At 72.5% G+C, this 22,809-nt stretch carries 22 protein-coding genes; 3 read left to right on the top strand and 19 right to left on the bottom strand.

What is annotated here, in order from left to right; translation table 11 throughout:
* Positions 1-148 precede the first annotated feature (148 nt).
* The 14 genes from nusB to UWG_RS0101775 form a co-directional block, all read right to left on the bottom strand.
* Complete coding sequence (nusB, locus tag UWG_RS0101840; protein ID WP_016905500.1) at positions 149-574, bottom strand: transcription antitermination factor NusB; 426 nt, start codon at positions 572-574, stop codon at positions 149-151.
* 2 nt (positions 575-576) lie between these two features.
* Positions 577-1,143 (bottom strand): elongation factor P, encoded by a 567-nt coding sequence (gene efp / locus UWG_RS0101835; RefSeq protein ID WP_016905499.1) that lies wholly within the window; start codon positions 1,141-1,143, stop codon positions 577-579.
* An 81-nt stretch (positions 1,144-1,224) separates the two neighbouring features.
* Positions 1,225-2,343, bottom strand: coding sequence for an aminopeptidase P family protein (locus UWG_RS0101830; protein ID WP_016905498.1), 1,119 nt, complete (start codon positions 2,341-2,343; stop codon positions 1,225-1,227).
* 83 nt (positions 2,344-2,426) lie between these two features.
* Positions 2,427-3,248, bottom strand: a complete 822-nt coding sequence (locus UWG_RS0101825) for an AAA family ATPase (RefSeq protein ID WP_016905497.1) — start codon at positions 3,246-3,248, stop codon at positions 2,427-2,429.
* Positions 3,249-3,422: 174 nt separating this feature from the next.
* On the bottom strand, positions 3,423-3,863 hold the full coding sequence (aroQ, locus tag UWG_RS0101820) for a type II 3-dehydroquinate dehydratase (RefSeq protein WP_016905496.1): 441 nt from the start codon (positions 3,861-3,863) through the stop codon (positions 3,423-3,425).
* Complete coding sequence (aroB, locus tag UWG_RS0101815; RefSeq protein ID WP_016905495.1) at positions 3,860-4,963, bottom strand: 3-dehydroquinate synthase; 1,104 nt, start codon at positions 4,961-4,963, stop codon at positions 3,860-3,862. The genes aroQ and aroB overlap by 4 nt, the downstream gene beginning before the upstream one ends.
* Complete coding sequence (locus UWG_RS0101810; protein WP_033195914.1) at positions 4,960-5,529, bottom strand: shikimate kinase; 570 nt, start codon at positions 5,527-5,529, stop codon at positions 4,960-4,962. Before UWG_RS0101810 ends, aroB begins: the two co-directional genes overlap by 4 nt.
* Positions 5,526-6,713, bottom strand: a complete 1,188-nt coding sequence (gene aroC / locus UWG_RS0101805; RefSeq protein WP_016905493.1) for a chorismate synthase — start codon at positions 6,711-6,713, stop codon at positions 5,526-5,528. Before aroC ends, UWG_RS0101810 begins: the two co-directional genes overlap by 4 nt.
* 351 nt (positions 6,714-7,064) lie before the next feature.
* The gene (locus UWG_RS0101800) at positions 7,065-7,910 is read right to left on the bottom strand and encodes a shikimate dehydrogenase (protein WP_016905492.1); all 846 of its coding nucleotides are present in this window, start codon (positions 7,908-7,910) and stop codon (positions 7,065-7,067) included.
* A complete protein-coding gene (mltG, locus tag UWG_RS0101795) occupies positions 7,910-9,505 on the bottom strand; it encodes an endolytic transglycosylase MltG (protein ID WP_016905491.1) in 1,596 nt (531 codons plus the stop codon). The genes UWG_RS0101800 and mltG overlap by 1 nt, the downstream gene beginning before the upstream one ends.
* Before the next feature lie 125 nt (positions 9,506-9,630).
* Positions 9,631-10,095, bottom strand: coding sequence for a Holliday junction resolvase RuvX (gene ruvX, locus UWG_RS0101790; protein WP_016905490.1), 465 nt, complete (start codon positions 10,093-10,095; stop codon positions 9,631-9,633).
* Positions 10,095-12,764, bottom strand: coding sequence for an alanine--tRNA ligase (gene alaS, locus UWG_RS0101785; protein WP_016905489.1), 2,670 nt, complete (start codon positions 12,762-12,764; stop codon positions 10,095-10,097). The genes ruvX and alaS overlap by 1 nt, the downstream gene beginning before the upstream one ends.
* On the bottom strand, positions 12,764-13,084 hold the full coding sequence (locus tag UWG_RS0101780; protein ID WP_016905488.1) for a DUF6167 family protein: 321 nt from the start codon (positions 13,082-13,084) through the stop codon (positions 12,764-12,766). The genes alaS and UWG_RS0101780 overlap by 1 nt, the downstream gene beginning before the upstream one ends.
* Positions 13,085-13,090: 6 nt before the next feature.
* Positions 13,091-13,546 (bottom strand): DUF948 domain-containing protein, encoded by a 456-nt coding sequence (locus UWG_RS0101775; protein ID WP_016905487.1) that lies wholly within the window; start codon positions 13,544-13,546, stop codon positions 13,091-13,093.
* A gap of 219 nt (positions 13,547-13,765) precedes the next feature.
* Between UWG_RS0101775 and UWG_RS0101770 the strand changes: the two genes are divergently transcribed.
* Positions 13,766-15,955, top strand: a complete 2,190-nt coding sequence (locus UWG_RS0101770; RefSeq protein ID WP_016905486.1) for an ATP-binding protein — start codon at positions 13,766-13,768, stop codon at positions 15,953-15,955.
* 80 nt (positions 15,956-16,035) lie between these two features.
* Here UWG_RS0101770 and rpsD read toward each other — a convergent pair whose 3' ends face one another.
* Positions 16,036-16,647, bottom strand: coding sequence for a 30S ribosomal protein S4 (gene rpsD, locus UWG_RS0101765; protein WP_016905485.1), 612 nt, complete (start codon positions 16,645-16,647; stop codon positions 16,036-16,038).
* 164 nt (positions 16,648-16,811) lie between these two features.
* On the opposite strand from rpsD, the gene UWG_RS0101755 reads away from it, so the two are divergent.
* A complete protein-coding gene (locus UWG_RS0101755; protein ID WP_016905483.1) occupies positions 16,812-17,540 on the top strand; it encodes a DUF2470 domain-containing protein in 729 nt (242 codons plus the stop codon).
* A gap of 11 nt (positions 17,541-17,551) precedes the next feature.
* Here the strand turns inward: UWG_RS0101755 and UWG_RS0101750 are convergent, their stop codons facing one another.
* The 4 genes from UWG_RS0101750 to UWG_RS0101735 all read right to left on the bottom strand — a co-directional run bounded on the left by UWG_RS0101750 (position 17,552) and on the right by UWG_RS0101735 (position 21,715).
* Positions 17,552-18,922, bottom strand: coding sequence for a replication-associated recombination protein A (locus UWG_RS0101750; protein WP_016905482.1), 1,371 nt, complete (start codon positions 18,920-18,922; stop codon positions 17,552-17,554).
* Between the two features lie 42 nt (positions 18,923-18,964).
* Positions 18,965-19,600: a vitamin K epoxide reductase family protein gene (locus tag UWG_RS0101745; protein WP_016905481.1), complete on the bottom strand. Its 636-nt coding sequence runs from the start codon at positions 19,598-19,600 to the stop codon at positions 18,965-18,967.
* 97 nt (positions 19,601-19,697) lie between these two features.
* Positions 19,698-20,975 carry a histidine--tRNA ligase gene (hisS, locus tag UWG_RS0101740; RefSeq protein WP_016905480.1) on the bottom strand — a complete coding sequence of 426 codons (1,278 nt, stop codon included), beginning with the start codon at positions 20,973-20,975 and terminating at the stop codon, positions 19,698-19,700.
* A gap of 11 nt (positions 20,976-20,986) precedes the next feature.
* Positions 20,987-21,715, bottom strand: a complete 729-nt coding sequence (locus tag UWG_RS0101735) for an MBL fold metallo-hydrolase (protein WP_016905479.1) — start codon at positions 21,713-21,715, stop codon at positions 20,987-20,989.
* Between the two features lie 176 nt (positions 21,716-21,891).
* Between UWG_RS0101735 and UWG_RS0101730 the strand changes: the two genes are divergently transcribed.
* Complete coding sequence (locus tag UWG_RS0101730) at positions 21,892-22,719, top strand: peptidylprolyl isomerase (RefSeq protein WP_016905478.1); 828 nt, start codon at positions 21,892-21,894, stop codon at positions 22,717-22,719.
* Positions 22,720-22,809: the final 90 nt, after the last annotated feature.

Genomic DNA, 22,809 nt, shown 5'->3' with positions numbered 1-22,809 from the left:
CCCCCCGCCCGTCGGCTCGGCCGGCGGGCCGGGCGGTGACGGCCGCGGCGGCAGGCACCGCCCGGGAGAAGTCGTACCGAACACACCGCTGCCCGCCGGGACCCCTGGGTCCGGCGGGCAGCGGTGTGAGGTCTCGGCGCCTCGCGGTTCAGCGGTGCAGGCTCGGCTTCAGCTCCAGGAGTCGGCCGAGCAGGCCGTTGACGAAGCTCGGCGAGTCGTCCGTCGAGAACTCCTTGGCGAGCTGGACCGCCTCGTCGATGGCGACCGCGTCCGGAGTGCCGTCGACCCAGAGCAGCTCGTAGGCGCCCAGCCGCAGGATGCTGCGGTCGACGTCCGGCATCCGGTCGAGGGTCCAGTCCACCGCGTACGTGGAGAGGAGCTCGTCGATCCGGGCGGCGTGCCGCGCGTACCCCTCGACGAGGTCCATCGCGAACTCCGTGACCGGCGGCTGGCGCGGGTCGTTCCGCGCGTGCCGCAGCCAGTCGGCGAGGACGGTCTGGACGTCGGCGCCGCGGTGGTCCGCCTCGAAGAGGATCTGGAAGGCGCGCTTTCGGGCCCTGTTGCGAGCTGCCACGGTTAGCCGTTCACCCGGCCGAGGTACTCGCCGCTGCGGGTGTCGACCTTGATCTTCTCGCCCGTGGTGATGAAGAGCGGGACCTGGACCTCGTAACCGGTCTCCAGCTCGGCGGGCTTCGAGCCGCCGGTGGAGCGGTCGCCCTGCACGCCGGGCTCGGTGTGCGCGATGACGAGCTCGACCGCGGCCGGGAGTTCCACCGAGAGCGGGTTGCCCTGGTACATCGCGACCGTCGCCTCGAAGCCCTCGAGGAGGTAGTTGGCGGCGTCGCCCGCGATCTCGGGGGTGACGTGGATCTGGTCGTACGTCTCCATGTCCATGAAGACGAAGTGCTCGCCGTCCCTGTACGAGTACTGCATGTTCCGTCGGTCCACGGTGGCCGTCTCGACCTTGGTGCCGGCGTTGAAGGTCTTGTCGACGATCTTGCCGGAGAGCACGTTCTTGAGCTTGGTGCGGACGAAGGCCGGGCCCTTGCCGGGCTTGACGTGCTGGAACTCGACGACGGACCAGAGCTGGTCGGCGTCGAGCTTGAGCACCATGCCGTTCTTGAGGTCGTTCGTGGATGCCACGGTCGAGGAATCTCCTGAGACTGCTGCTGCGGAAGACCGAAGAGCCGCCGGCGCCTCCGAGCCCGCGGTGGCCCCGCCGGATCAGAGTGCGAGCAGCTCTTTGGTCGTGATGGTGAGTAGCTCGGGTCCGCCGTCCGCCTGCGGGCGAACGACGAGAGTGTCATCGATCCGGACACCGCCCCTGCCCGGGAGATGGACTCCCGGTTCGACAGTGACCGGCACACAAGCGTCCAGTCTACTCATGGCCTCCGGAGTGAGCCGAGGGTCCTCACCGATTTCCAGACCCACTCCGTGACCGGTGGACGGGCCGAGCGCCGCCGAATGCCCCGCGTCCCCGAGGACCCGACGGGCCGCGCCGTCGATCTCGCGGCAGCTCGCGCCGGGCAGCAGCGCCTCGCGGGCGGCGCGCTGAGCGGCGAAGACGAGGTCGTAGAGCTCGATCTGCCAGTCCTCGGGGGCCGTTCCGATGACGAAGGTGCGGCCCACCTGGCAGCGGTAGCCGTGGTAGTTGGCGCCGAGGCGAACGGAGAGGAAGTCGCCCTCCTCGACCCTGCGGTCGGTCGGACGGTGCGCGGCGAGGCCCGCGTTGGCGCCCGTCGCGACCGAGGTGGGGAACGCCGGACCCTCGGCGCCGTGGTCGATGAGCCGGCGCTCCAGCTCCAGCGCGAGGTGCCGCTCGGTACGGCCGACGAGGATCGACTCGAGCAGCTCGCCGAGCGCCTGATCGGTGATCTCCGCGGCGACCCGCAGCGCCGAGATCTCCTCGTCGTCCTTGACGACGCGCTGCTGCTCCACCGCACAGCCGAGGTCGGCGAGGCGGACGTGCGGAGCAGTGCGGCCGAGGCCGCGGTGCCTCGCGACGGTGAGGTGGTGCTCCTCGACGGCGAGCGAGCCGGCGCCCGACTCCGCTGCGAACTGCGCCGCGACGAGGACGGGATCGCCCTCGCTCGCCGCGAGGACGGCGGTACGCAGACCGTCGGCCGGCGGGCGGCCGGGGTCCGCGTCCTCGGCGCGGGCGGTGATGAGGGTGTCCTCGCCGTCGGCGCCGAGGAGGAGGGCCGCGCCGGGGGCGGCCTGGCCGGTGAGGTAGCGGATGTTGGACGGCAGGGAGACCAGCACGGCGTCCGCCGGATTCCGGCCGCCCTCGGCAGCGCAGCTCTCACGCAAGCGCGCGCGGCGGGAGACATGCACCTCGGACATACGCCGAGCGTAGGGGCGTGCCGCGGGCACCACCGCTCGGGCGGGGCCGTGCGGGCGACCGGACGGGAAGGGCCGCGCCGGCGCTACCAGGCGGGCGGGCTGGCGAGGCTGCGGGCGACGACGTCGTCGAGCATCCGGGCCGTACTGGCGACGTCCTGGCGGGAGTTGTCGATGATCGGCAGCCCCGAGCCGTACCAGCCGGCCATGCGGCCGTGGATACGGGCGACCTCCTCGTCGGTGAGACGGCGGTTGCCGGTGCGGCCGGCGTTGCGCTCCAGGACGACGTCGAGCCCGGGGAGGAGGACGACGGGAAGGAGCCCGGGGCCGACGTGGCGCTTCCAGCCTCCGAGCCCGACGACGGGGCGGTCGGGGAAGACGGCGTCGTCGAGGACGCAGGAGATGCCGTTGGCGAGGAAGTTGCGCGCGGCGAAGCCGCAGGTGCGCCGCGCGAGGCGGTACTGGGCCTCGGAGTGGTCGTTCCAACCGGTGCGCGGGTCGGCGAAGCCCGAGCGGACCCACTCGCGGACGTCGTCGAGGCTGATGTGCGCGGTGGGGACGGCGCGGCGGTCGGCCCAGTGCCGGGCGACGGAGGTCTTGCCCGCGCCGGCCGGACCGATGAGCAGCACCGCGACGGCCGCCCTGGTGGCGTCGAGCGGGGCGGTGGCGGGCGGGTCGGGTATCTCCACCGGGGCGCCCGTGGGCAGGGCGATGTGGCCCGTCGTCTCCAGCGGCGTCGGGGGCGGGACCTGGTGCGGGACGCCGGCCGGGGGCTGCGCGGGGGCCGGAGGCGGGCCCGGTTGGGCCGGAGGGACCGGGCCGCTCGCCGAGGGGACGAAGGGGAAGGCCGCCGGCGACGGGGGCGGAGAGCCGTACGGAGAGGGGTGCCGCGCCCCGTAGTAGTGCATCAGGACCCACTCCGTCTCGGTTGTGCGGACGCCGCCTCCGCAACGCCGTGTGAACGCCGACAGCGAACGGTACCGCTCCTGGGCACCTCAGTGTGAACGCACGACTCCGGCTCCGAGTGCCCGCAGGCGGCGCGCAGTTGACGCCTCACACCCACCGCGCGCCCCCAGCCGCCGTCACGAGGTGAGCCGCTCCGCCACCGCGCGCAGCGCCAGTGCGTACGAGGCGAGGCCGAAGCCCGCGATCGTGCCGCTCGCGACCGCGGAGACCACCGAGGTGTGCCGGAACTCCTCGCGCGCGTGCGGGTTGGAGATGTGCACCTCGATCAGCGGCGCCGTGCGCTGCGACACGGCGTCCCGCATGCCGTACGAGTAGTGCGTGAACGCACCCGGGTTGAGGACGACGGGGAACTCGCCGTCGGCGGCCTCGTGGAGCCAGCGGATCAGCTCTCCCTCGTCGTTGGTCTCGCGGACCTCCACCTCCAGGTCGAGCTCGCGGCCGAGGGAGGTGCACTCCTCGACGAGGCCGGCGTAGGAGGTGGAGCCGTAGACGTCGGGCTCGCGGGAGCCGAGGCGGCCGAGGTTCGGGCCGTTGAGGACGAGGACCCGGCGGCTCACGCGGCGATCTCCGCGTGCGCGGCGAGGAGCATCGCCGGGTCCGGGCCCTCCAGTACGGACGGTTTGCCGAGGCCCTCCAGGACGATGAACCTCAGCAGGTTGCCGCGGGACTTCTTGTCGACCTTCATCGTCTCCAGCAGCTTGGGCCACTGGTCGCCGCGGTAGGTGACCGGGAGCCCCAGCGCCTGGAGGACGGTGCGGTGGCGCTCCGCCGTCGCGTCGTCCAACCGGCCCGCGATCCGGCCGAGTTCGGCGGCGAAGACGAGGCCGACGGAGACGGCGGCGCCGTGCCGCCACTCGTAGCGCTCGTTCTTCTCGATGGCGTGCGCCAGCGTATGGCCGTAGTTGAGGATCTCGCGGAGCCCGGACTCCTCGAGGTCCTGCGAGACGACGTCGGCCTTGACGCGGACCGCACGCTCGATCAGCTCGGCGGTGTGCGGGCCCCGCGGGTCGCGGGAGCTCTCGGGGTCGCTCTCGATCAGCTCCAGGATCGCCGGGTCGGCGAGGAAGCCGGCCTTGACGACCTCGGCGAGGCCCGAGACGTAGTCGTGGACGCCGAGCGAACCGAGCGCGGCGAGGTCGCACAGGACACCGACGGGCGGGTGGAAGGCGCCGACGAGGTTCTTCCCCTCGGCGGTGTTGATCCCCGTCTTCCCGCCGACCGCGGCGTCGACCATGCCGAGGACCGTCGTCGGCACCGCGACCCAGCGCACACCGCGGAGCCAGGTCGCCGCGACGAATCCCGCGAGGTCGGTCGTGGCGCCGCCGCCCACGCCCACGAGCGCGTCACTGCGGGTGAACCCCGTCTGGCCGAGCGCCTTCCAGCAGTACGCGGCGACCTCGGCGGTCTTCGCCTCCTCCGCGTTGGGGACCTGCACGGCGATCGCCTCGTACCCCTGCGCCGCGAGGTCCTCACGGATCGCCTCACCCGTCTCGGCAAGCGCCTCGGGGTGGATCACCGCGACCCGTGCCGTGCGGTCCGGCTGTCCGAGCAGGCCCGGGAGTTCGCCGAGGAGCTGCTCCCCGATGAGGACGTCGTAGGCCGGGCTGCCGCTGTCGCCGCCGCCGACGGTGATCCGGGTGGTCTCGGTCGTGCTCATTCCATGCTCCGGGGCGTGGGGAGTCCTTCGGACTCGTCGGTCGTGTCCAGCAGGCCGAGGATCTCGTCCGCGACCTCGGCGGGGGTGCGCTCCTCCGCGCTGACCACCGCGCGCGCCACCTCGACGTAGAGCGGCCTGCGCTCGTCCATGAGCGCGCGCCACTGCCGGCGCGGATTGATCATCAGCAGGGGGCGCGGGGCGTCGAGGCCGACCCGCTTGACCGCCTCGGCGACGCCCATCTCCAGGTAGAAGACGGGGCGTCCGGCGAGGAGCCGGCGGGTGCCGGCGTCGAGGATGGCGCCGCCGCCGAGCGCCAGCACGCCCTTGTGGTCGGCGAGCGCCTCGGCGACGGCCTCGCGCTCCAGGGCGCGGAAGTGGTCCTCGCCCTCGTCGAGGAAGAGCTCGGAGATCGGCTTTCCCGCGCGTGCCACGACGTCCTCGTCGGTGTCGCGGGAGGGGAGCCCGAGGCGCTCGGCGAGGAGCGCGCCCACCGTGCTCTTGCCGACGCCCATCGGTCCGACGAGGATCACCGCGGGCCCCTGCTCCCGTGGTTGTGTTCCGTTCATTTGATCTCCAGGTTCTCCAGGAAGCCGGTGACGTTGCGCCGCGTCTCCTCCACGCTGTCGCCGCCGAACTTCTCCGCGACGGCGTCGGCGAGGACGAGCGCCACCATCGCCTCGGCCACGATGCCCGACGCCGGCACGGCGCAGACGTCGGAGCGCTGGTGGTGTGCCTTGGCCGGCTCGCCCGTGGCGACGTCCACGGTGCCGAGCGCGCGGGGGACGGTGGCGATCGGCTTCATCGCGGCGCGCACCCGCAGCGGACCGCCCGTCGACAGGCCGCCCTCCGTGCCGCCCGAGCGGCCCGAGGCGCGGCCGATGCCCTCGGGGCCCGCGGTGATCTCGTCGTGCGCACGGGAGCCGGGGGTGCGTGCGAGGTCGAAGCCGTCGCCGAGCTCGACGCCCTTGATCGCCTGGATGCCCATGAGGGCGCCGGCGAGCCGCGAGTCCAGCCTGCGGTCCCAGTGGACGTGCGAGCCGAGGCCGACGGGGAGGCCGTGCGCGACGACCTCGACGACGCCGCCGAGGGTGTCGCCGTCCTTGTGCGCCTGATCGATCTCGGCGACCATCGCGGCGCTCGCCTCGCTGTCGAGGGCGCGGACCGGGTCGGCGTCGAGCCGCTCGACGTCGCCCGGCACGGGGAGTGGGCCGTCCGCCGGGGCCGCCGCACCGCCCAACTCCACGACGTGGGAGACGATTTCGGCGCCCACCGTCTCCTTCAGGTAGGCGCGCGCCACGGCGCCGAGCGCTACCCGCGCCGCCGTCTCGCGCGCGGAGGCGCGCTCCAGCACGGGGCGCGCCTCGTCGAAGCCGTACTTCTGCATGCCGGCGAGGTCGGCGTGGCCGGGACGGGGGCGGGTGAGCGGCGCGTTGCGCGCCAGTTCGGCGAGCTCGGCCGGGTCGACCGGGTCCCCGGACATGACCTTCTCCCACTTCGGCCACTCGGTGTTGCCGACCATGATCGCGACCGGTGAGCCGAGGGTGCGCCCGTGCCGGACGCCGCCGAGGAAGGTCACCTCGTCCTGCTCGAACTTCATCCGGGCACCGCGGCCGTAGCCGAGCCGCCGCCGCGCCAGCTCGTCCGCCACCGCCTTCGTCGTGACCGGCACCCCCGAGGGCAGCCCCTCCAGCGTCGCGACGAGCGCGGGGCCGTGCGATTCCCCCGCCGTCAGCCAGCGCAACCTGCTCAACGCCACTCCTGCTCCCGCGCCTTCGACGGCGCGTCCTACTCCCGCCGGATACTCGCCCCGATCCTTTCACGCCCGCGGACGCGGCGAGGGCACGGTCCGGCAGCCGGACGGTGCCGGGGCGCGTGCGGAGTGGGGCGGGCGGTCAACTGGGGCGGGTGCGGCGAGGGGTTGGTGGCCGACCGGTGGGGTGGGGCGTACGGTGACGGTGGGTGACCGGAGTTGACCGTGGTGCGGTCGGAATTGCTCGGGGCGCAGCGCCTCAGCTACTCGGCACACAGTGCCCAGCCACCCGGCGCGCAGCCCTCAGCCACCCGGCGCGCAGCCCTCAGCTATCCGGCGCGCAGCCCTCAGCTACCCGGCGCGCAGCGCCTCTTCGCCGGCTTTGCGCATCGCCTCCGCAGGTGCAGGGCCCTCCCCCGTCATCTGCTCCACCTGCAACACGGCCTGGTGGACGAGGAGGTCGAGGCCGCCGAGGACGGGGCCGCCGGCGGCGGACCAGGCGGCGGCGAGCGGCGTCGGCCAGGGGTCGTAGAGGACGTCGAAGAGGACGCCGGGGCTGCGCGGTACGGAGTCGGCGAGTTCGGCGGTCGGGCCCGCCGGCGTCGTCGAGACGACCAGGGGTGCGGCAAGCCCGGACGCGGCGCGCGCCCACTCCTCGGTCCGCACCTCGACGCCCAGCCGCTCGCCCCAGCCGCGCATCTCCCGCGCCCGCTCGGGTCCGCGCACGTACGCCGTCACCGCGGGCACCCCCATCCGTCCCAGCGCGGCGACGGCCGAGGAGGCCGTGGCGCCCGCGCCGAGCACCACCGCCTCCTCCACCGCGCCGACGCCCCGCTCGGCGAGCGCGGCGACCAGGCCGGGGATGTCGGTGTTGTCGCCCCGGCGCCCGTCCTCGGTGAAGACAACGGTGTTGACGGCCTCCACGGAAGCGGCCGTCGCGCTCACCTCGTCGAGGAGCGGAATCACGGCGCGCTTGAGCGGCATCGTCAATGACAGCCCTGCCCACTCGGGGCCGAGCCCCTCCAGGAACCCCGCGAGTGCGTCCTCCTCCACGCGGTGGCGCTCGTAGCGGAAGTCGGCGAGGCCCATCGCCTCGTACGCCGCACGGTGCAGGGCGGGCGAGAGGCTGTGCGCGATCGGGGACCCGAGGACGGCGGCGCGGTTGCGGCGGTGGGCGGGGTGGTGTCGGTCGGACATCAGTCGCCGTTCTCCCTTTCCTTGCGCTGTTCCTCGTTGAAGTCCTGCACGTTGCGGTCGTGTTCGGACTTGCTGTCGGTGAAGCGGGTGTCGCCGGCCTTGACCGTGACGAAGTAGAGCCAGTTGCCCTTCGTCGGCTTCAGCGCCGCCTCTATCGCCTGGTGGCCGGGGTTGCAGATCGGCCCGGGCGGCAGCCCCCGGTGGAGGTAGGTGTTGTACGGCGAGGGGTAACGCGTGTCCTGGACCGTGGTGTTGAGGGTGGAGCGGCCCAGCGCGTAGTTGATCGTGGAGTCGAAGCCGAGCGCCATCGGCTCGTCGAGGCGGTTGTGGATCACCCGGGAGACCTTGCCGAACTCGTGGTCCTGCTGCGCCTCCGCCTGGATGAGAGAGGCGATCGTGATCACCTCCCGCGGCGACCGGTCGACCCTCTTCGCCTCCTTGGTGAGGCCGACCTTCTCGTACTCCGCCTCGGCCCGCTTGACCATCTGCCGCAGCAGGTCTTCGGGGTCGGTGTTCCGGCCGACGCTGTACTTGGACGGGAAGAGGAACCCCTCCGGCTTGCCTTCCGCCCATGAAGGCAGCCCGATGTCACCGGAATTGGCGGCCTTCTTCGTCGTCCCTTTCGAAACCTCCAGCTTCTCGTCGACGAGTTGGTAGATCTTGCTGGCGCGCAGCCCCTCGGCGACGATGAAACCGTTCTGGCTCTGCGGGTCGAGCATCATCGCCACGGCCGCCTCGCCGGACATCCGCTTGCGCAGCGTGTAGGTGCCCGGCTGGATCGCCTGCGCCTTCTCGTCGGCCTCGGCCGCCTCGACGAAGGCGCCCGAGCTCTTCACCACGTCCTCTTTCGTGAGGAGTCTGCCCATGTCGCTGAGGACGGCGCCGTCCGGGATCTCGACCTGGATCTCGCCCGCGCCGTCGCCCTCGTAGTCCGGGGCCGACGCGAAACGAGCCTGATAGAAACCCCAGCCGAAGTAACCGACGGTGCCGATTCCGCCGACGACGAGCAACGAGACGACGAAGCAGGCACAACCGCCGCGCCGCTTGCGCTTCTTGCCGCCGCGCGGCACCTCGCCGTCGTCCTCGGCCTCCGCCTCCTCGTCGCGTCCGCCGAAGAACGCGCTCTCGCCCTGGTCGGGGCCCGGGTCCCAGCCGGTGTCCGGGTCCGGCTGCGGGTAGCCGGGCTCCGGGTGCTGGTACTGGTGTTGCTGTTGCTGTTGCTGTTGCTGTTGCTCGGGATAGTACGCAGGGTGCTCACCCGTGCCGTACGGGTCCCCGGGGTGCTGGGCCGGATACTGAGCGCCGTACTGCTGGTCGTACGGGACGCCCTGGGGCCAACCGCCCTGGTACTGGCCGGGATTGGCCGGATCGGTCGGGTAGGGGTCGTACTGTTGCGGTACCTGGTATTGCAGCGGATAGGGCTGCTGCGGCTGGTACGAGGGGTATCCCGAGTAGTGGCCCTCGGTGCCGTACGGCGCCTGCTGCCAGCCCTGCCGGTAGTCGCCGGGGTATCCGGCGCCGAACTGCCCGTCTCCGTAGAGCGGGTCGTCGGGGTCCCACGGTTGTGATTCGGGCCCCCGGCCATACTCAGTCATCGATCCCCTTGCGCCGACACGGCAGCCGACGGTGTGCGCGATATGCGCGGGGTTCCTCACCCGGCGCTGTGCAAGTGCTGTTCGGGAGACTGCCGTTGTTCCGGCGGAACGTTACCGTACCGCGATCAGACAACCACTTCGACGCACTCCCCCGGGGCCCCGCCCGAGGTGCGCTCCGTCTCCAGCGCGGTCTGGAGGATGACCACGGCGGCGGCCTGGTCGATGCGCGAGCGGCCCTTCTTCGTACTGACCCCGGAGGCGCGCATCGACTGCGCCGCGCTCACCGTCGTCATCCGCTCGTCGACGAGGCGCACCGCCACCGGCGCGACCGCTTTCGCCAACTCCTCAGCGAAACCCCGCACCTTGGCGGCGGCCGGCCCCTCTCCCCCGCTCAGCGAACGCGGAAGGCCGACCACCACCTCCAGCGGCTCGTACTCCGCCACGAGCGCGACGAGTCGGCGCCGCGCAGCGGGGACGTCCCTGCCCGGCACCGTCTCCACCGGGGTCGCCAGGAGCCCGTCGGGGTCGCTGCTGGCGACCCCGATCCGGGCGTCCCCCACGTCGACGCCGAGGCGCCTGCCGCGTCGCATCAGGAGCCGGCCTCCGCGACGAGCCGTTCGACGGCGCCGACCGCCTCGTCGACCGCCTCCGGGTTCTGGCCGCCGCCCTGCGCGACGTCGGGCTTGCCGCCGCCACCGCCGCCGAGCGTCTTCGCCGCGGTGCGCACCAGGTCGCCCGCCTTGAGGCCGAGTTCGCGCGCTGCCTCGTTGGTGGCGACGACCGTGAGCGGCCGCCCGCCCGTCACCGCGAAGAGCGCCACCACGCCCGGGCGGCTGCCGAGGCGCTGGCGTACGTCGAGGACGAGGGTGCGCAGGTCGTCGGCGGCCGTGCCGTCGGGGACGCGGGCGGCGACGAGCGCGGTGCCGCGCACGTCCTTCGCGCCCTCGGCGAGACCTCCGGCCGCCTGGAGAACCTTCTCGGCACGGAACCGCTCGATCTCCTTCTCGGCCTCCCGCAGCCGGCCGAGCATGCCGGAGACCCGCTCGGGGAGCTCCTCGGGCCGCCCCTTGAGGAGCTCGGTGAGCTGCGAGACGACGGTGTGCTCCCGCGCGAGGTACTGATAGGCGTCGACGCCCACGAGCGCCTCGACGCGGCGCACCCCCGACCCGATCGACGACTCCCCGAGGAGCTTCACGAGGCCGAGCTGCGCCGTGTTGTGGACGTGGGTGCCGCCGCAGAGCTCCTTGGAGAAGTCGCCGATGGTGACGACGCGGACCGTCTGCCCGTACTTCTCCCCGAACTCCGCGAGCGCGCCCTGCTTCCTCGCCTCGTCGATGCCCATGTACTCGGCCTGGACGTCGAGTTCACGGGCGAGGACGGTGTTGATCTGCTGCTCGACGTCGGTGAGCACGGAGCCGGGGACGGCCGTCGGCGAACCGAAGTCGAACCGGAACCTGCCGGGGGCGTTCTCCGAGCCGGCCTGCGCCGCCGTCGGGCCGAGCGCGTCGCGCAGCGCCTGGTGGGTGAGGTGGGTGGCGCTGTGCGCGCGGGCGATGGAGCGGCGGCGGGTGGCGTCGATCTCGGCGTAGGCGGGGGCGTCGACCGTGATCTCGCCGACGGTGACGACGCCCTTGTGCACGCTGACGCCGGGGACGGGCTGCTGGACGTCGCGCACCTCGACCTGGGCGCCGTTGTGGAGCCTGATGCGCCCGGTGTCGGCGAGCTGGCCGCCGCCCTCGGCGTAGAACGGGGTGCGGTCGAGGACGACCTCGACTTCGTCCCCCTCGTGCGCCGCGGGCGAGGGGAGGCCGTCGACGAGGAGGCCGACGACGGTCGCCTCGTCGGCCGTGTCCGTGTAGCCGGTGAAGTCGGTTCCGCCGGCGGCGTCGGCGATCTCGCGGTAGGCGCTGAGGTCGGCGTGGCCCTGCTTCTTCGCCTGCGCGTCGGCCTTGGCGCGCTCCCGCTGCTCCTTCATCAGGCGGCGGAAGCCCTGCTCGTCGACGCTGAGGCCCTGCTCGGCCGCCATCTCCAGCGTGAGGTCGATCGGGAAGCCCCAGGTGTCGTGGAGCAGGAACGCCTGGTCGCCCGGGAGGACGTTCGAGCCGCTCTTCCTCGTCTCGGTGACGGCCGCGTCGAGGATGTTGGTGCCGGCCTTGAGCGTCTTGAGGAAGGCGGCCTCCTCGGCGAGGGCGACCGTCTCGATCCGCCTGCGGTCCTCGACGAGCTCGGGGTACTGCGGGCCCATCGCGCGGATGACGGCGTCGGTGAGCTCGGCGACGGTCGGGCCCTTGGCGCCGAGCAGGCGCATGTTGCGGATCGCGCGGCGCATGATGCGGCGCAGGACGTATCCGCGGCCCTCGTTGCCCGGCGTGACGCCGTCCCCGATGAGCATGATCGAGGTGCGGATGTGGTCGGCCACGACGCGGAGCGAGACGTCCTGCTGCTCGTCCTCGCCGTAGCGCACGCCGGTGAGTTCGCCTGCGTGGTCAATGATGAGGCGGGTGGTGTCCACCTCGAACATGTTCTGCACGCCCTGCAGGATCATCGCGAGCCGCTCGAGGCCGAGCCCCGTGTCGATGTTCTGCTTCGGGAGGTCCCCGAGGATCTCGAAGTCGGTCTTGCCGCTGCCCTCGCCCCGCTCGTACTGCATGAAGACGAGGTTCCACAGCTCGATGTACCGCTCGTCGTTGACGGCGGGGCCGCCGGCCTCGCCGAACTCCGGACCGCGGTCGTAGCTGATCTCCGAGCACGGGCCGCACGGTCCCGGCACGCCCATCGACCAGTAGTTCTCCTCCATGCCGAGGTGCTGGATGCGCTCCTCGGGGACGCCCACGACGTCCCGCCAGATCCGCTCGGCCTCCTCGTCCTCCAGGTAGACGGTGATCCAGAGGCGCTCCGGGTCGAGGCCGTAGCCGCCGTCCTCCTGCGGCGTCGTCATCAGCTCCCAGGCGAGCTTGATGGCGCCTTCCTTGAAGTAGTCGCCGAAGGAGAAGTTGCCGCACATCTGGAAGAAGGTGCCGTGCCTCGTGGTCTTGCCCACCTCCTCGATGTCCGGCGTGCGGACGCACTTCTGCACGCTGGTGGCGCGGGGCCACGGCGCTGCGACCTCGCCGAGGAAGTACGGCTTGAAGGGGACCATGCCGGCGGGGACCAGGAGCAGCGTCGGATCGTCCGCGATCAGCGACGCCGACGGCACGACTGCGTGCCCCCGCTCCTCGAAGAAGCGCAGCCAGCGGCGGCGGATTTCAGCCGACTCCATCAGTGGTCCTCATTCCGGTCGTGCGGGTTGGTGGTGGGGGCGCGGTGCTGCCCGAGGGCGGGCAGCACCCTGGGCGGGGGCGCGGCGTCGACGGGGGCGTTGAGCCCGAGCGCCTCGTTCAGCTCCTCCTCGCGGCGGGCCATCCCGGCCCGCACGTCGAGCGCGAAGCCGCGGAGGCGCTCCCCGCCCTCGACGGCCTTGTCCGCGGCGCGCACCGCGAGCGCGTCGGGGGCGAGTTGACGCAGCTTGCGCTGGACCTTGGTGGTGGCCCAGACGCCGGCCGCGGCTCCGGTGGTGAACCAGAAGGCCCTTCGGAACACGGCTGTTCACCCCTTACCGCGCCCGCTGCGGCGCTCGTTGCGGTCCTCGCGCGGCCTCCCGCGCCTCGGCTGGGGCAGCGTACGGCCCAGCACGACGCGGCGCTGCGGCGGCTCGGCCTTCTTGCGGCCGAGCGCCCTGCGCACGCCGTACCCGAAGGACGCAACCTTGACGAGGGGTCCCCCGAAAGTGGTGGAGACGGTCGAGGAGAGCGCGGAGGCGTTGGAGGTGACCTCCTGGACGTCGGTCGCGATGGCGTCGACGCGGTCGAGCTGGGTCTGCGCGGAGCGGACCGTCGCAGACGCCTCGCCGAGCAGGGGGACTGCCTGCTCCGTCACGCCGTTGACCAACTTCGTCGCCGCCCTGAGCGTCTGCGCGAGCCTCACCAGCACGACTGCGAGGAACGACACCAGGATCGCCCAGAAGACCGCGACCAGCAGGCCGGCTACTTCTCCACCGGACACGCCGCACCGCTTCCCTAGGATCTCGACCTTCTCGACACGGTCGCCGCCCGAACTCCCCGCCACGGCGCCGGAGTGCCGACCCTATCGCGCCCGACCGACACTCCCCCACCGGATTCCCGCCCGCCGCAGGGCGAGCCCCGCCGAGTCGATCGCCATATTGCAGCTGGTCGTTCGGGGCGATTGTACGGTCGGCTACCTGGCCGATACTCTCCGTCTCCCATGGGCACCCTGTTGCGACTCTTCGAGGACTCGGCACCCCGGCCGCAGGACCGGCCGCCGGGCGCTCGCGGCAACCTGCCCCTCCCGCTCGACGCGTTCGTGGGACGCGGCGCCGAACTCCGGCTGCTCAGCGGCCTCGTGGAGCACGCCCGCCTGGTCACGCTCACGGGTACCGCCGGAGTCGGCAAGTCCCGCCTCGCCCAGCACGCGGCCACCGCGGCGCAGGATCGGTTCACCGGCGGCGTCTGGCACCTCGACGTCTCGCACACCGCGACGGCGCCCCAACTCCGCTCCCGTCTGCGGGACTTCGCGGCGCTCCGCACCGGTACGGCGCCGCAGGCCCCCGCCTCGCTGCTGGTGCTCGACGGGTGCGAGCGACTCGACGCGGAGTGCACCGCGCTCCTCGTCCGGCTCCTCGAGCACAGCGGCACGGTACGCATCCTCGCCACGAGCAGGCGCCCGCTCGACGCACCGGGCGAACGCGTCTGCGTGGTGCCGCCGCTCCCCGAGGACGAGGCCGTCTCGCTCCTCGCCGAGCGCGCCGCCGGCGTCCCCTCCCACCAGGCCGACGCGGCGCCGCCGGGCGTCCTCGCCGACGTCTGCCGAGACCTCGACGGTCTCCCGCTCGCGATCGAACTCGCCGCACACCGGCTGCGGGCGCTCTCCCCAGGGCAGCTGCACGAGCGCCTCACCGACCGGTTCGACGTGCTCGAGTGCGGCACGCGGGCGGGCCCGGAACACCACAGGAGCCTGCGCACCGCCGTGGGCCTCAGCCACCAGCTCTGTTCCCCGCGGGAGCGGCTGCTGTGGGCTCGACTCTCCGTCTTCGCAGGCGAGTTCGACCTGGAGGCGGCCGAGTACCTCTGCTCCGACGAGGACCTCCCGAGCGCACGGGTGCTCGACACCCTGGACGGCCTGGTGGCCCAGTCCGTCGTCATGCGCTCCCCCGGACTCGGCGCCCGGGGCCAGGCCCGCTACCACCTGCTGGAGACGGTGCGCGCGTACGGCGCCGAGTGGTTGGAGCGGCTGGGCGAGGGCGATACGCGTCGACGCCGGCACCGGGACTGGTACGTCGGCGTCGGCGCCCGTTCGGAGCTCGACTGGTTCGGTCCGCGGCAGCAGGAGACGGTGACCCGTGCGGCGCAGGAGCTGCGGAACCTCCGCGCCGCCCTGGAGTGCGGCACCGGTGACCCCGAGGACGCCGACCTCGCGCAGTTCCTCGCCGGCGCGCTCTGGTTCCTCTGGATCGGGTGCGGGCGGCAGCGCGAGGGCGCGCACTGGCTGGATCGCGCACTCGCCGCCCCCGGTACGCGCGCCGCGGTGCGCGCCAAGGCGCTGTGGGTCCGCGGCCTGCTCGCACTGGCTCAGGGAGAGGACGACGCGGCGGAGCGCCTCCTCGACGAATGCCGGCACCTGGCAGGGCAGTCGGGGCACGGCGCCACCATCGCCCACGCGGCGCACGGACTGGGCTGCCTCCGCCTCGTCCAGGGCGACCCGCACGCCGCGGAGGCCGCCCTCGCCGAGGCGATGGACCGCTACCGCCGGCTCGGCGAGTTCGACACCTGGGTGATCCTGACGCAGGTCGGACTCGCCCAGGCGCACGCCGCGCGCGGGGAGTGGGAGACCGCGCGGGGACTCGCCCAGGAGGCGGCCGAGGTCGCGGGCGACAGCCACGACCACTGGGCCTGGGCCTGCGCGCAGCGCACCCTCGGCTACGTCCACCTCGTGCGCGGCGACGCGCCGCAGGCGCTCCGCGCCGCCCTCGGCTCGGCCGCGGTCGCGCTCCGCTTCGGCGACCTCCCCGGCATGGCCGTCGCCGCGGAGCTCCTCTCGGCGCTCGCCTGCGACGAGGAGCCGCAGCATGCGGCCGAGCTCCTCGGCGCCGCGGACGCCGGTTGGGACGCGGTGGGCGCCAGGCACTTCGGCTCGGCGCACTGCGCCCACCTCAGCCGGACCTGCCGTACGAGACTCGTCACCGCCCTCGGCCCCGAGGAGTTCGAAGCCGCGCGAGCGAGGGGCGTACGCCTGGGCGTCTCGGGAGCGCTCGCGCGCGAGGTCGAGCGCGCGGGCACGGTGCCGAGCCCCGAGCCACCGCAGGCCGGCATCGGGCCGGAACGGCGAAGGCCCGCTGCCGGTGCGGCCGCTCGACGCGGCGGCACGGCAACGGGCCGGGGCACGGCGCCGGGCTGAACCCCCGACGCTCCCCGCGGGCCCGGACCGACCGGGCGCGTCCCGCCGGACGGTGCCGGTTGCCTGCGGGGTCGCCGACGTCAGCGTGCGTAGTACTCGACGACGAGCTGCTCGTCGCAGACGACCGGGATCTCCTTGCGGTTCGGGTCACGGTCGAGCCGGAAGGCGAGGGCCGGCAGGTTGACCTGCAGGTAGCGCGGCGTCTCCCCCTCGCCTGCGTAGCCGCCTTCGCGGGCCACCAGGAAGGGGTGCTTCTGCTTGCTGCGCTCGCGGACGGTCACGACGTCGTCGGGACGGACGCGGAAGGAGGGCTTGTCGACCTTCCGGTCGTTCACTGCGATGTGGCCGTGGACGACCATCTGCCGGGCCTGGTAGATGGTGCGTGCCAGCCCGGAGCGGAGCACGAGGGCGTCGAGGCGGCGCTCCAGCTCGATGATGAGCGCCTCGCCCGTCTTGCCGTCGATCTTCTGCGCGCGGTCGTACGCACGGACCATCTGCCGCTCGCTGATGTCGTACTGCGCACGCAGCCGCTGCTTCTCCAGGAGCCGGACCTTGTAGTCGCTGTTCTGCTTGCGCCCGCGGCCGTGCTCGCCCGGCGGGTAGGGACGCTGCTCGAAGTACTTGACGGCCTTCGGCGTCAGGGCGATGCCGAGCGCACGCGACTTCTTGATCTTGGGACGCGACTGGTTCACGTTGAACGGACCTCCGTTGTAAGTTAGGTGAGCCTTACCTTAGCCGAGGAGATCGCATGTTCCGACCTGGGAGTCCCCTGCCCGGCACCGATGCCGAGGGAGGTCAGCCGCGTCCCGCGCCGGAGGCCCGGCGACCCGAAGCCGCCGAGCGCGTACGAACCCTCGTGCACTCCAGCGTATCCGCGGTGCTCACCGTCCCCGGACCAGAGGAGAGCGCCCCCGGGGGCGGCGACGCCTCCCCGGAGCTACGCACCATCGCCCCCGACGGAAGCGTGCTGATGCTCGTTTCCGCGCGTGCGGCGGCAGTTCGGGCCGCGCGCCTGGCGAGGGGGGACGAGCTGACCGCCGTGATGGAGATCACGGACGTGGCGCCCGTCTCCGTCCCGCAGCGCATCCGCGGACGAGCGTGGATCGTCGGCTGGCTCACCGCCGTACCGGAGGAGGAACACGAGGAGGCGACGCGGCTGCTCGCCGCCGAGAACCCCTGGGGCGCGCCGTCCGAGAGCGACCACGAGCTGCTGCGCCTGGAGGTGGGCGAGGCCGCCGTCGACGACCTGTGGGGCGCGGAGCAGGTGGAGCCCGACGAGCTCGCCGAGGCGGCGCCCGATCCCCTCGTACGCCACGAGGCCGAGCTGCTCCAGCATCTCGCCACCTCCCACCCCGAGCAGATCGGGTCGCTCGCCTCGCTCGTGTGCACCGAGGGCAGCGAGTGCGAACCGGCGGACCTCCAGGCGTCGGCCGTCCCGCTCGCCCTGGACCGGCACGGGTTGCGGGTGCGGTTCTGCCGGACGGGACGGTGCTTCGACGCGCGGTTCGAGTTTCCCGAACCCGTCGCGACCGTGCGGGAGTTGCGTACGGCGATGCACGAACTGCTGCGTGCGGCGCGGGGCTGAGAACCCGCGGGTCAGCCCCGGTCCTCGTCGCCCGCCCTTCCCCGCAGGTGTGCGCGGACTCGGGCTGCGACGTCCGCGTAGCGGGCTTCGGCGCCGTGGCGGGTGGGGTGGTAGTACTCCTTGCCGTGCAGTTCGTCGGGGGCGTACTGCTGGGGGGCGATGCCGCCCGGGAGATCGTGCGGGTACTGGTAGCCCTTGCCGTGGCCGAGCTTCTGCGAGCCCTTGTAGTGGCTATCGCGCAGGTGCGGTGGGACGGGGCCCGCGACGCCCGCGCGGACGTCGGCGAGGGCGGCGTCCGTCGCCAGGTAGGCCGCGTTGGACTTCGGCGCGAGGGCGAGCGCGACGGTGGCGTGGCCGAGGGTGATGCGCGCCTCGGGGAAGCCGATCATCGCGACGGCCTGGGCAGCGGCGACCGCCGTCTGGAGCGCGGTCGGGTCGGCGAGGCCGATGTCCTCGCTCGCGGAGATCATCAGGCGGCGGGCGATGAACCTCGGGTCCTCACCGGCCTCGATCATGCGCGCGAGGTAGTGGAGGGCGGCGTCCACGTCGGACCCGCGGATCGACTTGATCAGGGCGCTGGCGACGTCGTAATGCGCGTCGCCGTCCCGGTCGTAGGTGACGGCGGCGCGGTCGACCGCCTCCTCCAGGATCTCCAGGCGGACCTCGCTCCCGCCCTTGGCGAGCGCGGCGCCGGCGCCCGCCTCAAGCGCGGTGAGCGCGCGGCGGGCGTCTCCCCCCGCGACCCGCAGCAGGTGGTCCTCGGCGTCCTGCGGCAGCACGACCTCGCCGGCGAGCCCGCGCTCGTCCGCGACGGCGCGGCGGAGCAGGTCGCGCAGGTCGTCGTCGGTGAGCGGCTCCAGGGTGAGCAGCAGGGAGCGCGAGAGCAGCGGGGAGATGACGGAGAAGTACGGGTTCTCCGTGGTGGCGGCGATCAGGGTGACCCAGCGGTTCTCCACGGCCGGCAGGAGGGAGTCCTGCTGGGCCTTGCTGAAGCGGTGGATCTCGTCGAGGAAGAGGACGGTCTCCTTGCCGTACGCGCCGGAGGAACGGCGGGCTCCGTCGATCACCGCGCGGACCTCCTTGACCCCGGCGGTGATCGCCGAGAGCTCGACGAAGCGCTTCTCCGTCGCCTGGCTCACGACGTAGGCGAGGGTGGTCTTGCCGGTGCCGGGAGGGCCCCAGAGCATCACGGAGGAGGTCCCGGCGGGGCCGGAGCCGCCCTCGCCGACGAGGCGGCGCAGGGGCGACCCCGGCCGCAGCAGGTGCTGCTGGCCCACGACGTCGTCGAGCGTGCGCGGGCGCATCCTTACGGCCAAGGGGCTCGCGGAGGGGTCCTTGGACTGGCGCTCCTCCGCGGCGGCGGTGAACAGATCGGGCTCCACGACGGAAACCCTAAAGGACCCCGCCGACAGCCGGCCCCTCGGTCAGCTCGTCCAGAACTCCCACCAGCGCGTCAGGATCAGGATGCTGATGACCCCGAGATGGAGCACCGGCAGGACCCAGGTGAACTCCTCGGCGAAGGAGCGCACGGCAGCGGGCGCCGGGAGGAAGCCGTGGCGCACGTTGTGGGCGGTGACGTACCAGAACATGATGATCGTCGCTGTCCAGGCGAGGCAGCACCAGAGGCAGAGCGCTGCGATGTCGTACAGCGACTGGTACATCAGCCAGGTGCAGAAGGCCACGCCGAAGAGAGTGCCGGCGTTGAACGTCAGCCAGTACCAGCGGGGGAAGCGGGCGCCCGCGAGCAGCGAGGCGCCGACGGCGATCACGATGCCGTAGGCGACGAGGCCGATCATGGGATTGGGCGCCCCGAACGCCGATGCCTGCTCGCTCTCCATCACGCTGCCGCAGGAGACGACCGGGTTGAGGCTGCACCCCGGGGTGAAGTCCGGGTCCTCGAGGAGCTTGAACTTGTCGAGCGTGATCACCCAGGACGCGAGGAGCCCCGCGGCGCCGGTGAGGATCAGCATCCACGCGAAGACCCGGCCACCGCCGACCGCGCTTCCGGGCGAACTCCCGCCGGTGGTGTGCGCGTTGTCGTGCGGTGCTGTGGTGGTCATAGCGGTGTTGGTCCCGTCGGTCGGTCCGTCTGACGCGTGACCGGCGGTGACAACCGGGATGAGCGGATGTCGCGCCGCCGGTAGCGCTCATTGTGCCTCAACGGGTCGGAAGCGACCCGAGCTTCGCCTGCACTTCGGCCACCACACGATCGAGTGCGACGGACTCCTGCCCGCCCGTCTCCAACTCCTTGAGCTGCACGACGCCCTCGGCGAGGTCCCGCTCGCCGAGGATCAGCGCGTAGCGTGCGCCCGAGCGGTTGGCCGACTTCATCGCGTTCTTCAGGCCCTTTCCGCCGAAGGCGAGGTCCGCGGCGACGCCGTCCCTCCGCAGCCGGGTGATGAGCCCGAAGAGCTCCCCGGTCGCCTCCTCGCCGAGCGGTACGCCGAAGACCTGCGTCACGGCGGGGAGTTGGAGGTCGACGCCTTCTGCCTCCAGCGCCAGCACCGTGCGGTCGACGCCGAGGGCCCAGCCGACCGAGGGCAGCGCGGGGCCGCCGATCATCTCGGAGAGGCCGTCGTACCGTCCGCCGCCGCCGACGGCCGACTGCGAGCCCAGCCCGTCGTGGACGAACTCGAAGGTGGTGCGGGTGTAGTAGTCGAGGCCGCGCACGAGCTTCGGGTCGTCCTCGAAGTCGACGCCCGCCGCCGTGAGCAGCTCCCGTACGCGCTCGTGGTACGCCTTGCACTCGGCGCACAGGTGGTCGGCCATGAGCGGTGCACCGGTCAGTTGGCGCTGCACCGCCTCGCGCTTGTCGTCGAGCACGCGGAGCGGGTTGATGTCGATCCGCCTGCGGGTGTCCTCGTCGAGGTCGAGGCCGCGGAGGTGCTCCTGGAGCAGGGCGCGGTAGGCGGGGCGGCAGTTGGCGTCACCGAGCGAGTTGAGCAGGATGCGGAAGTTGCGCAGGCCCAGCGAGCGGTAGGAGTCGCGCGCCAGGATGATCAACTCGGCGTCGAGGTACGGGTCTTCGGTGCCGATCGCCTCGGCCCCCACCTGCGAGAAGTGCCGGTAGCGGCCCTTCTGCGGGCGCTCGTAGCGGTAGTACGAGCCCGAATACCACAGCTTGACGGGCAGATTGCCCGCCTTGTGCAGGTTGTTCTCCAGCGCGCCACGCAGCACGGAGGCGGTCCCCTCGGGGCGCAGGGCGAGTTCGTCCCCGCCCTTGGTGGTGAGGGTGTACATCTCCTTGGTCACGATGTCGGTCGACTCGCCGACGCCCCGCGCGAAGAGCTCGACGTTCTCGAAGCCCGGCGTCTCGACGTAGCCGTACCCGGCGCGGCGCAGCGGAGCGGCGAACGCCTCGCGCACCGCGAGGTACTCGGCGGAGCGGGGCGGGATCAGGTCGTAAGTGCCCTTGGGGGCCTTGAAGGTGCTCACTGGTTCTCTCGTCACATTCCTCGTCGCGGTGGTACGCCCTCTGCGCCGCCGCCGGTGGCCACCTCCCGCAGGAAGGGGTTGGTGGCGCGTTCACGGCCGATGGTGGTCTGGGGGCCGTGCCCGGAGAGGACCACGGTCTCGTCCTCCAGCGGCAGGCAGACGCGGGCGAGCGACTGGAGGAGCTCGGCCTGGTCGCCGCCGGGCAGATCGGTGCGGCCCACGGAGCCGGCGAAGAGCAGGTCTCCCGAGAACAGGACGGAGGGGAACTCCTCGCCCGCCGGGGAGGCGGCCTGGCCCGGGAGCCGGAACGTCACCGAGCCCTTGGTGTGGCCGGGGGCGTGGGCGACGGAGAGTTCGAGCCCTGCGAGTTCGAGGGAGGCGCCCTCGGAGAGCTCGACGAGGTCGTCCGGCTCCCCGATCGTCAGCTCGCCCATCAGCGGCTGCCCGATGACCTGCCCGATGCCCTTCTCCGGGTCGCTCATCATGTAGCGGTCGGCCGGATGGATCCAGGCGGGGACGCCGTGCGCGCCGCAGACGGGCACGACCGAGGCGGTGTGGTCGATGTGGCCGTGGGTGAGGATGACGGCGACCGGCTTCAGGCGGTGCTTCGCCACGGCCTCGGCGACGCCCTCCGCGGCCTGGTGGCCCGGGTCGATGATGACGCACTCCTCGCCCGCTCCGGGCGCGAGGAGGTAGCAGTTGGTGCCCCAAGCCCCTGCTGGGAACCCGGCAACGAGCACGATCGTCCTTCAATCGTCGACGGTGGGGAGGCGCCGCGACGGCGCCGCGAGCGGCCGTTTCCGGCGTCCGCGCTCCGTGGCGGCACGGACACCCTACCGGCGCCCTGGCGCACGGCGGAAACCCGTATACCGTACGTGGCCGAACCCTGGCACGCGCACGCCCGAAGGAGACGACCGTGGTCAGCAGTGAGCAGCGCAGGAAGCAGCTCGCCCGCGACAAGCACAGGCGCCAACTGGAGCGGAGGGCCCAGCGCAGGCGGCGCGCGAGGATGCGCAACATCGGGGTCGCCGCCGGCGCGGTGATCGTCCTCTCGGCGTTCGGCGCCTACGCGGCCACCGGCGGCTTCGCCTCCGAGGAGGAGAACAAGGCGGAGGAGGCGCCGTCGCCGAGCCCGAGCTCCGAGGCCCCCGATCCGTGCGGCAAGCCGGCGAAGGGCAAGCCGAACGGCAAGACGTGGAAGGAGGAGCCGGCGATGAAGATCGACACCTCCGCCGACTACACCATGGAACTCGCCACCACCTGCGGTGACATCACCCTGGACCTCGACGCCGAGAAGGCGCCGCACACGGTGAACTCCTTCGACTTCCTCACCGGCGAGGGCTACTTCGACCACACCCCCTGCCACCGCCTCCTCGACGACCGCCTCCTCCAGTGCGGCGACCCGAAGGGCACGGGCGAGGGCGACCCGGGCTACACGATCCCGGACGAGAACCTCAAGGACCCGCGCCTGAAGGGGAACACGTACCCCGCGGGCACCGTCGCGATGGCGAACAGGTACGACGCGCAGGCGGACAAGGGGCGCGACTCCGGCGGCAGTCAGTTCTTCCTCGTCTTCGAGGACACCCAACTCCCGCCGGACTACACGCCGTTCGGCAAGATCACCGGTGGCATGGACGTACTGAAGAAGATCGCGAAGGCCGGCTCCGTCCCCGACCCCCAGACGGGCAACACCGCGCCCAACGCGACGGTGGTGATCGACAAGGCCGAGGTCAGGAAGGGCTGAACCGCCGCTGATCGGCAAAGTTCGGGACGTCGGATTGCGGACAGCGCAGCCCCCTCTCGCCTATGTTGGCGGGGTGCAGGGTGCCCACGC

Source organism: Streptomyces xiaopingdaonensis (assembly GCF_000262345.1).
GTDB lineage: Bacteria > Actinomycetota > Actinomycetes > Streptomycetales > Streptomycetaceae > Streptomyces > Streptomyces xiaopingdaonensis.
This window is presented reverse-complemented; position numbering and strand designations above follow the sequence as displayed.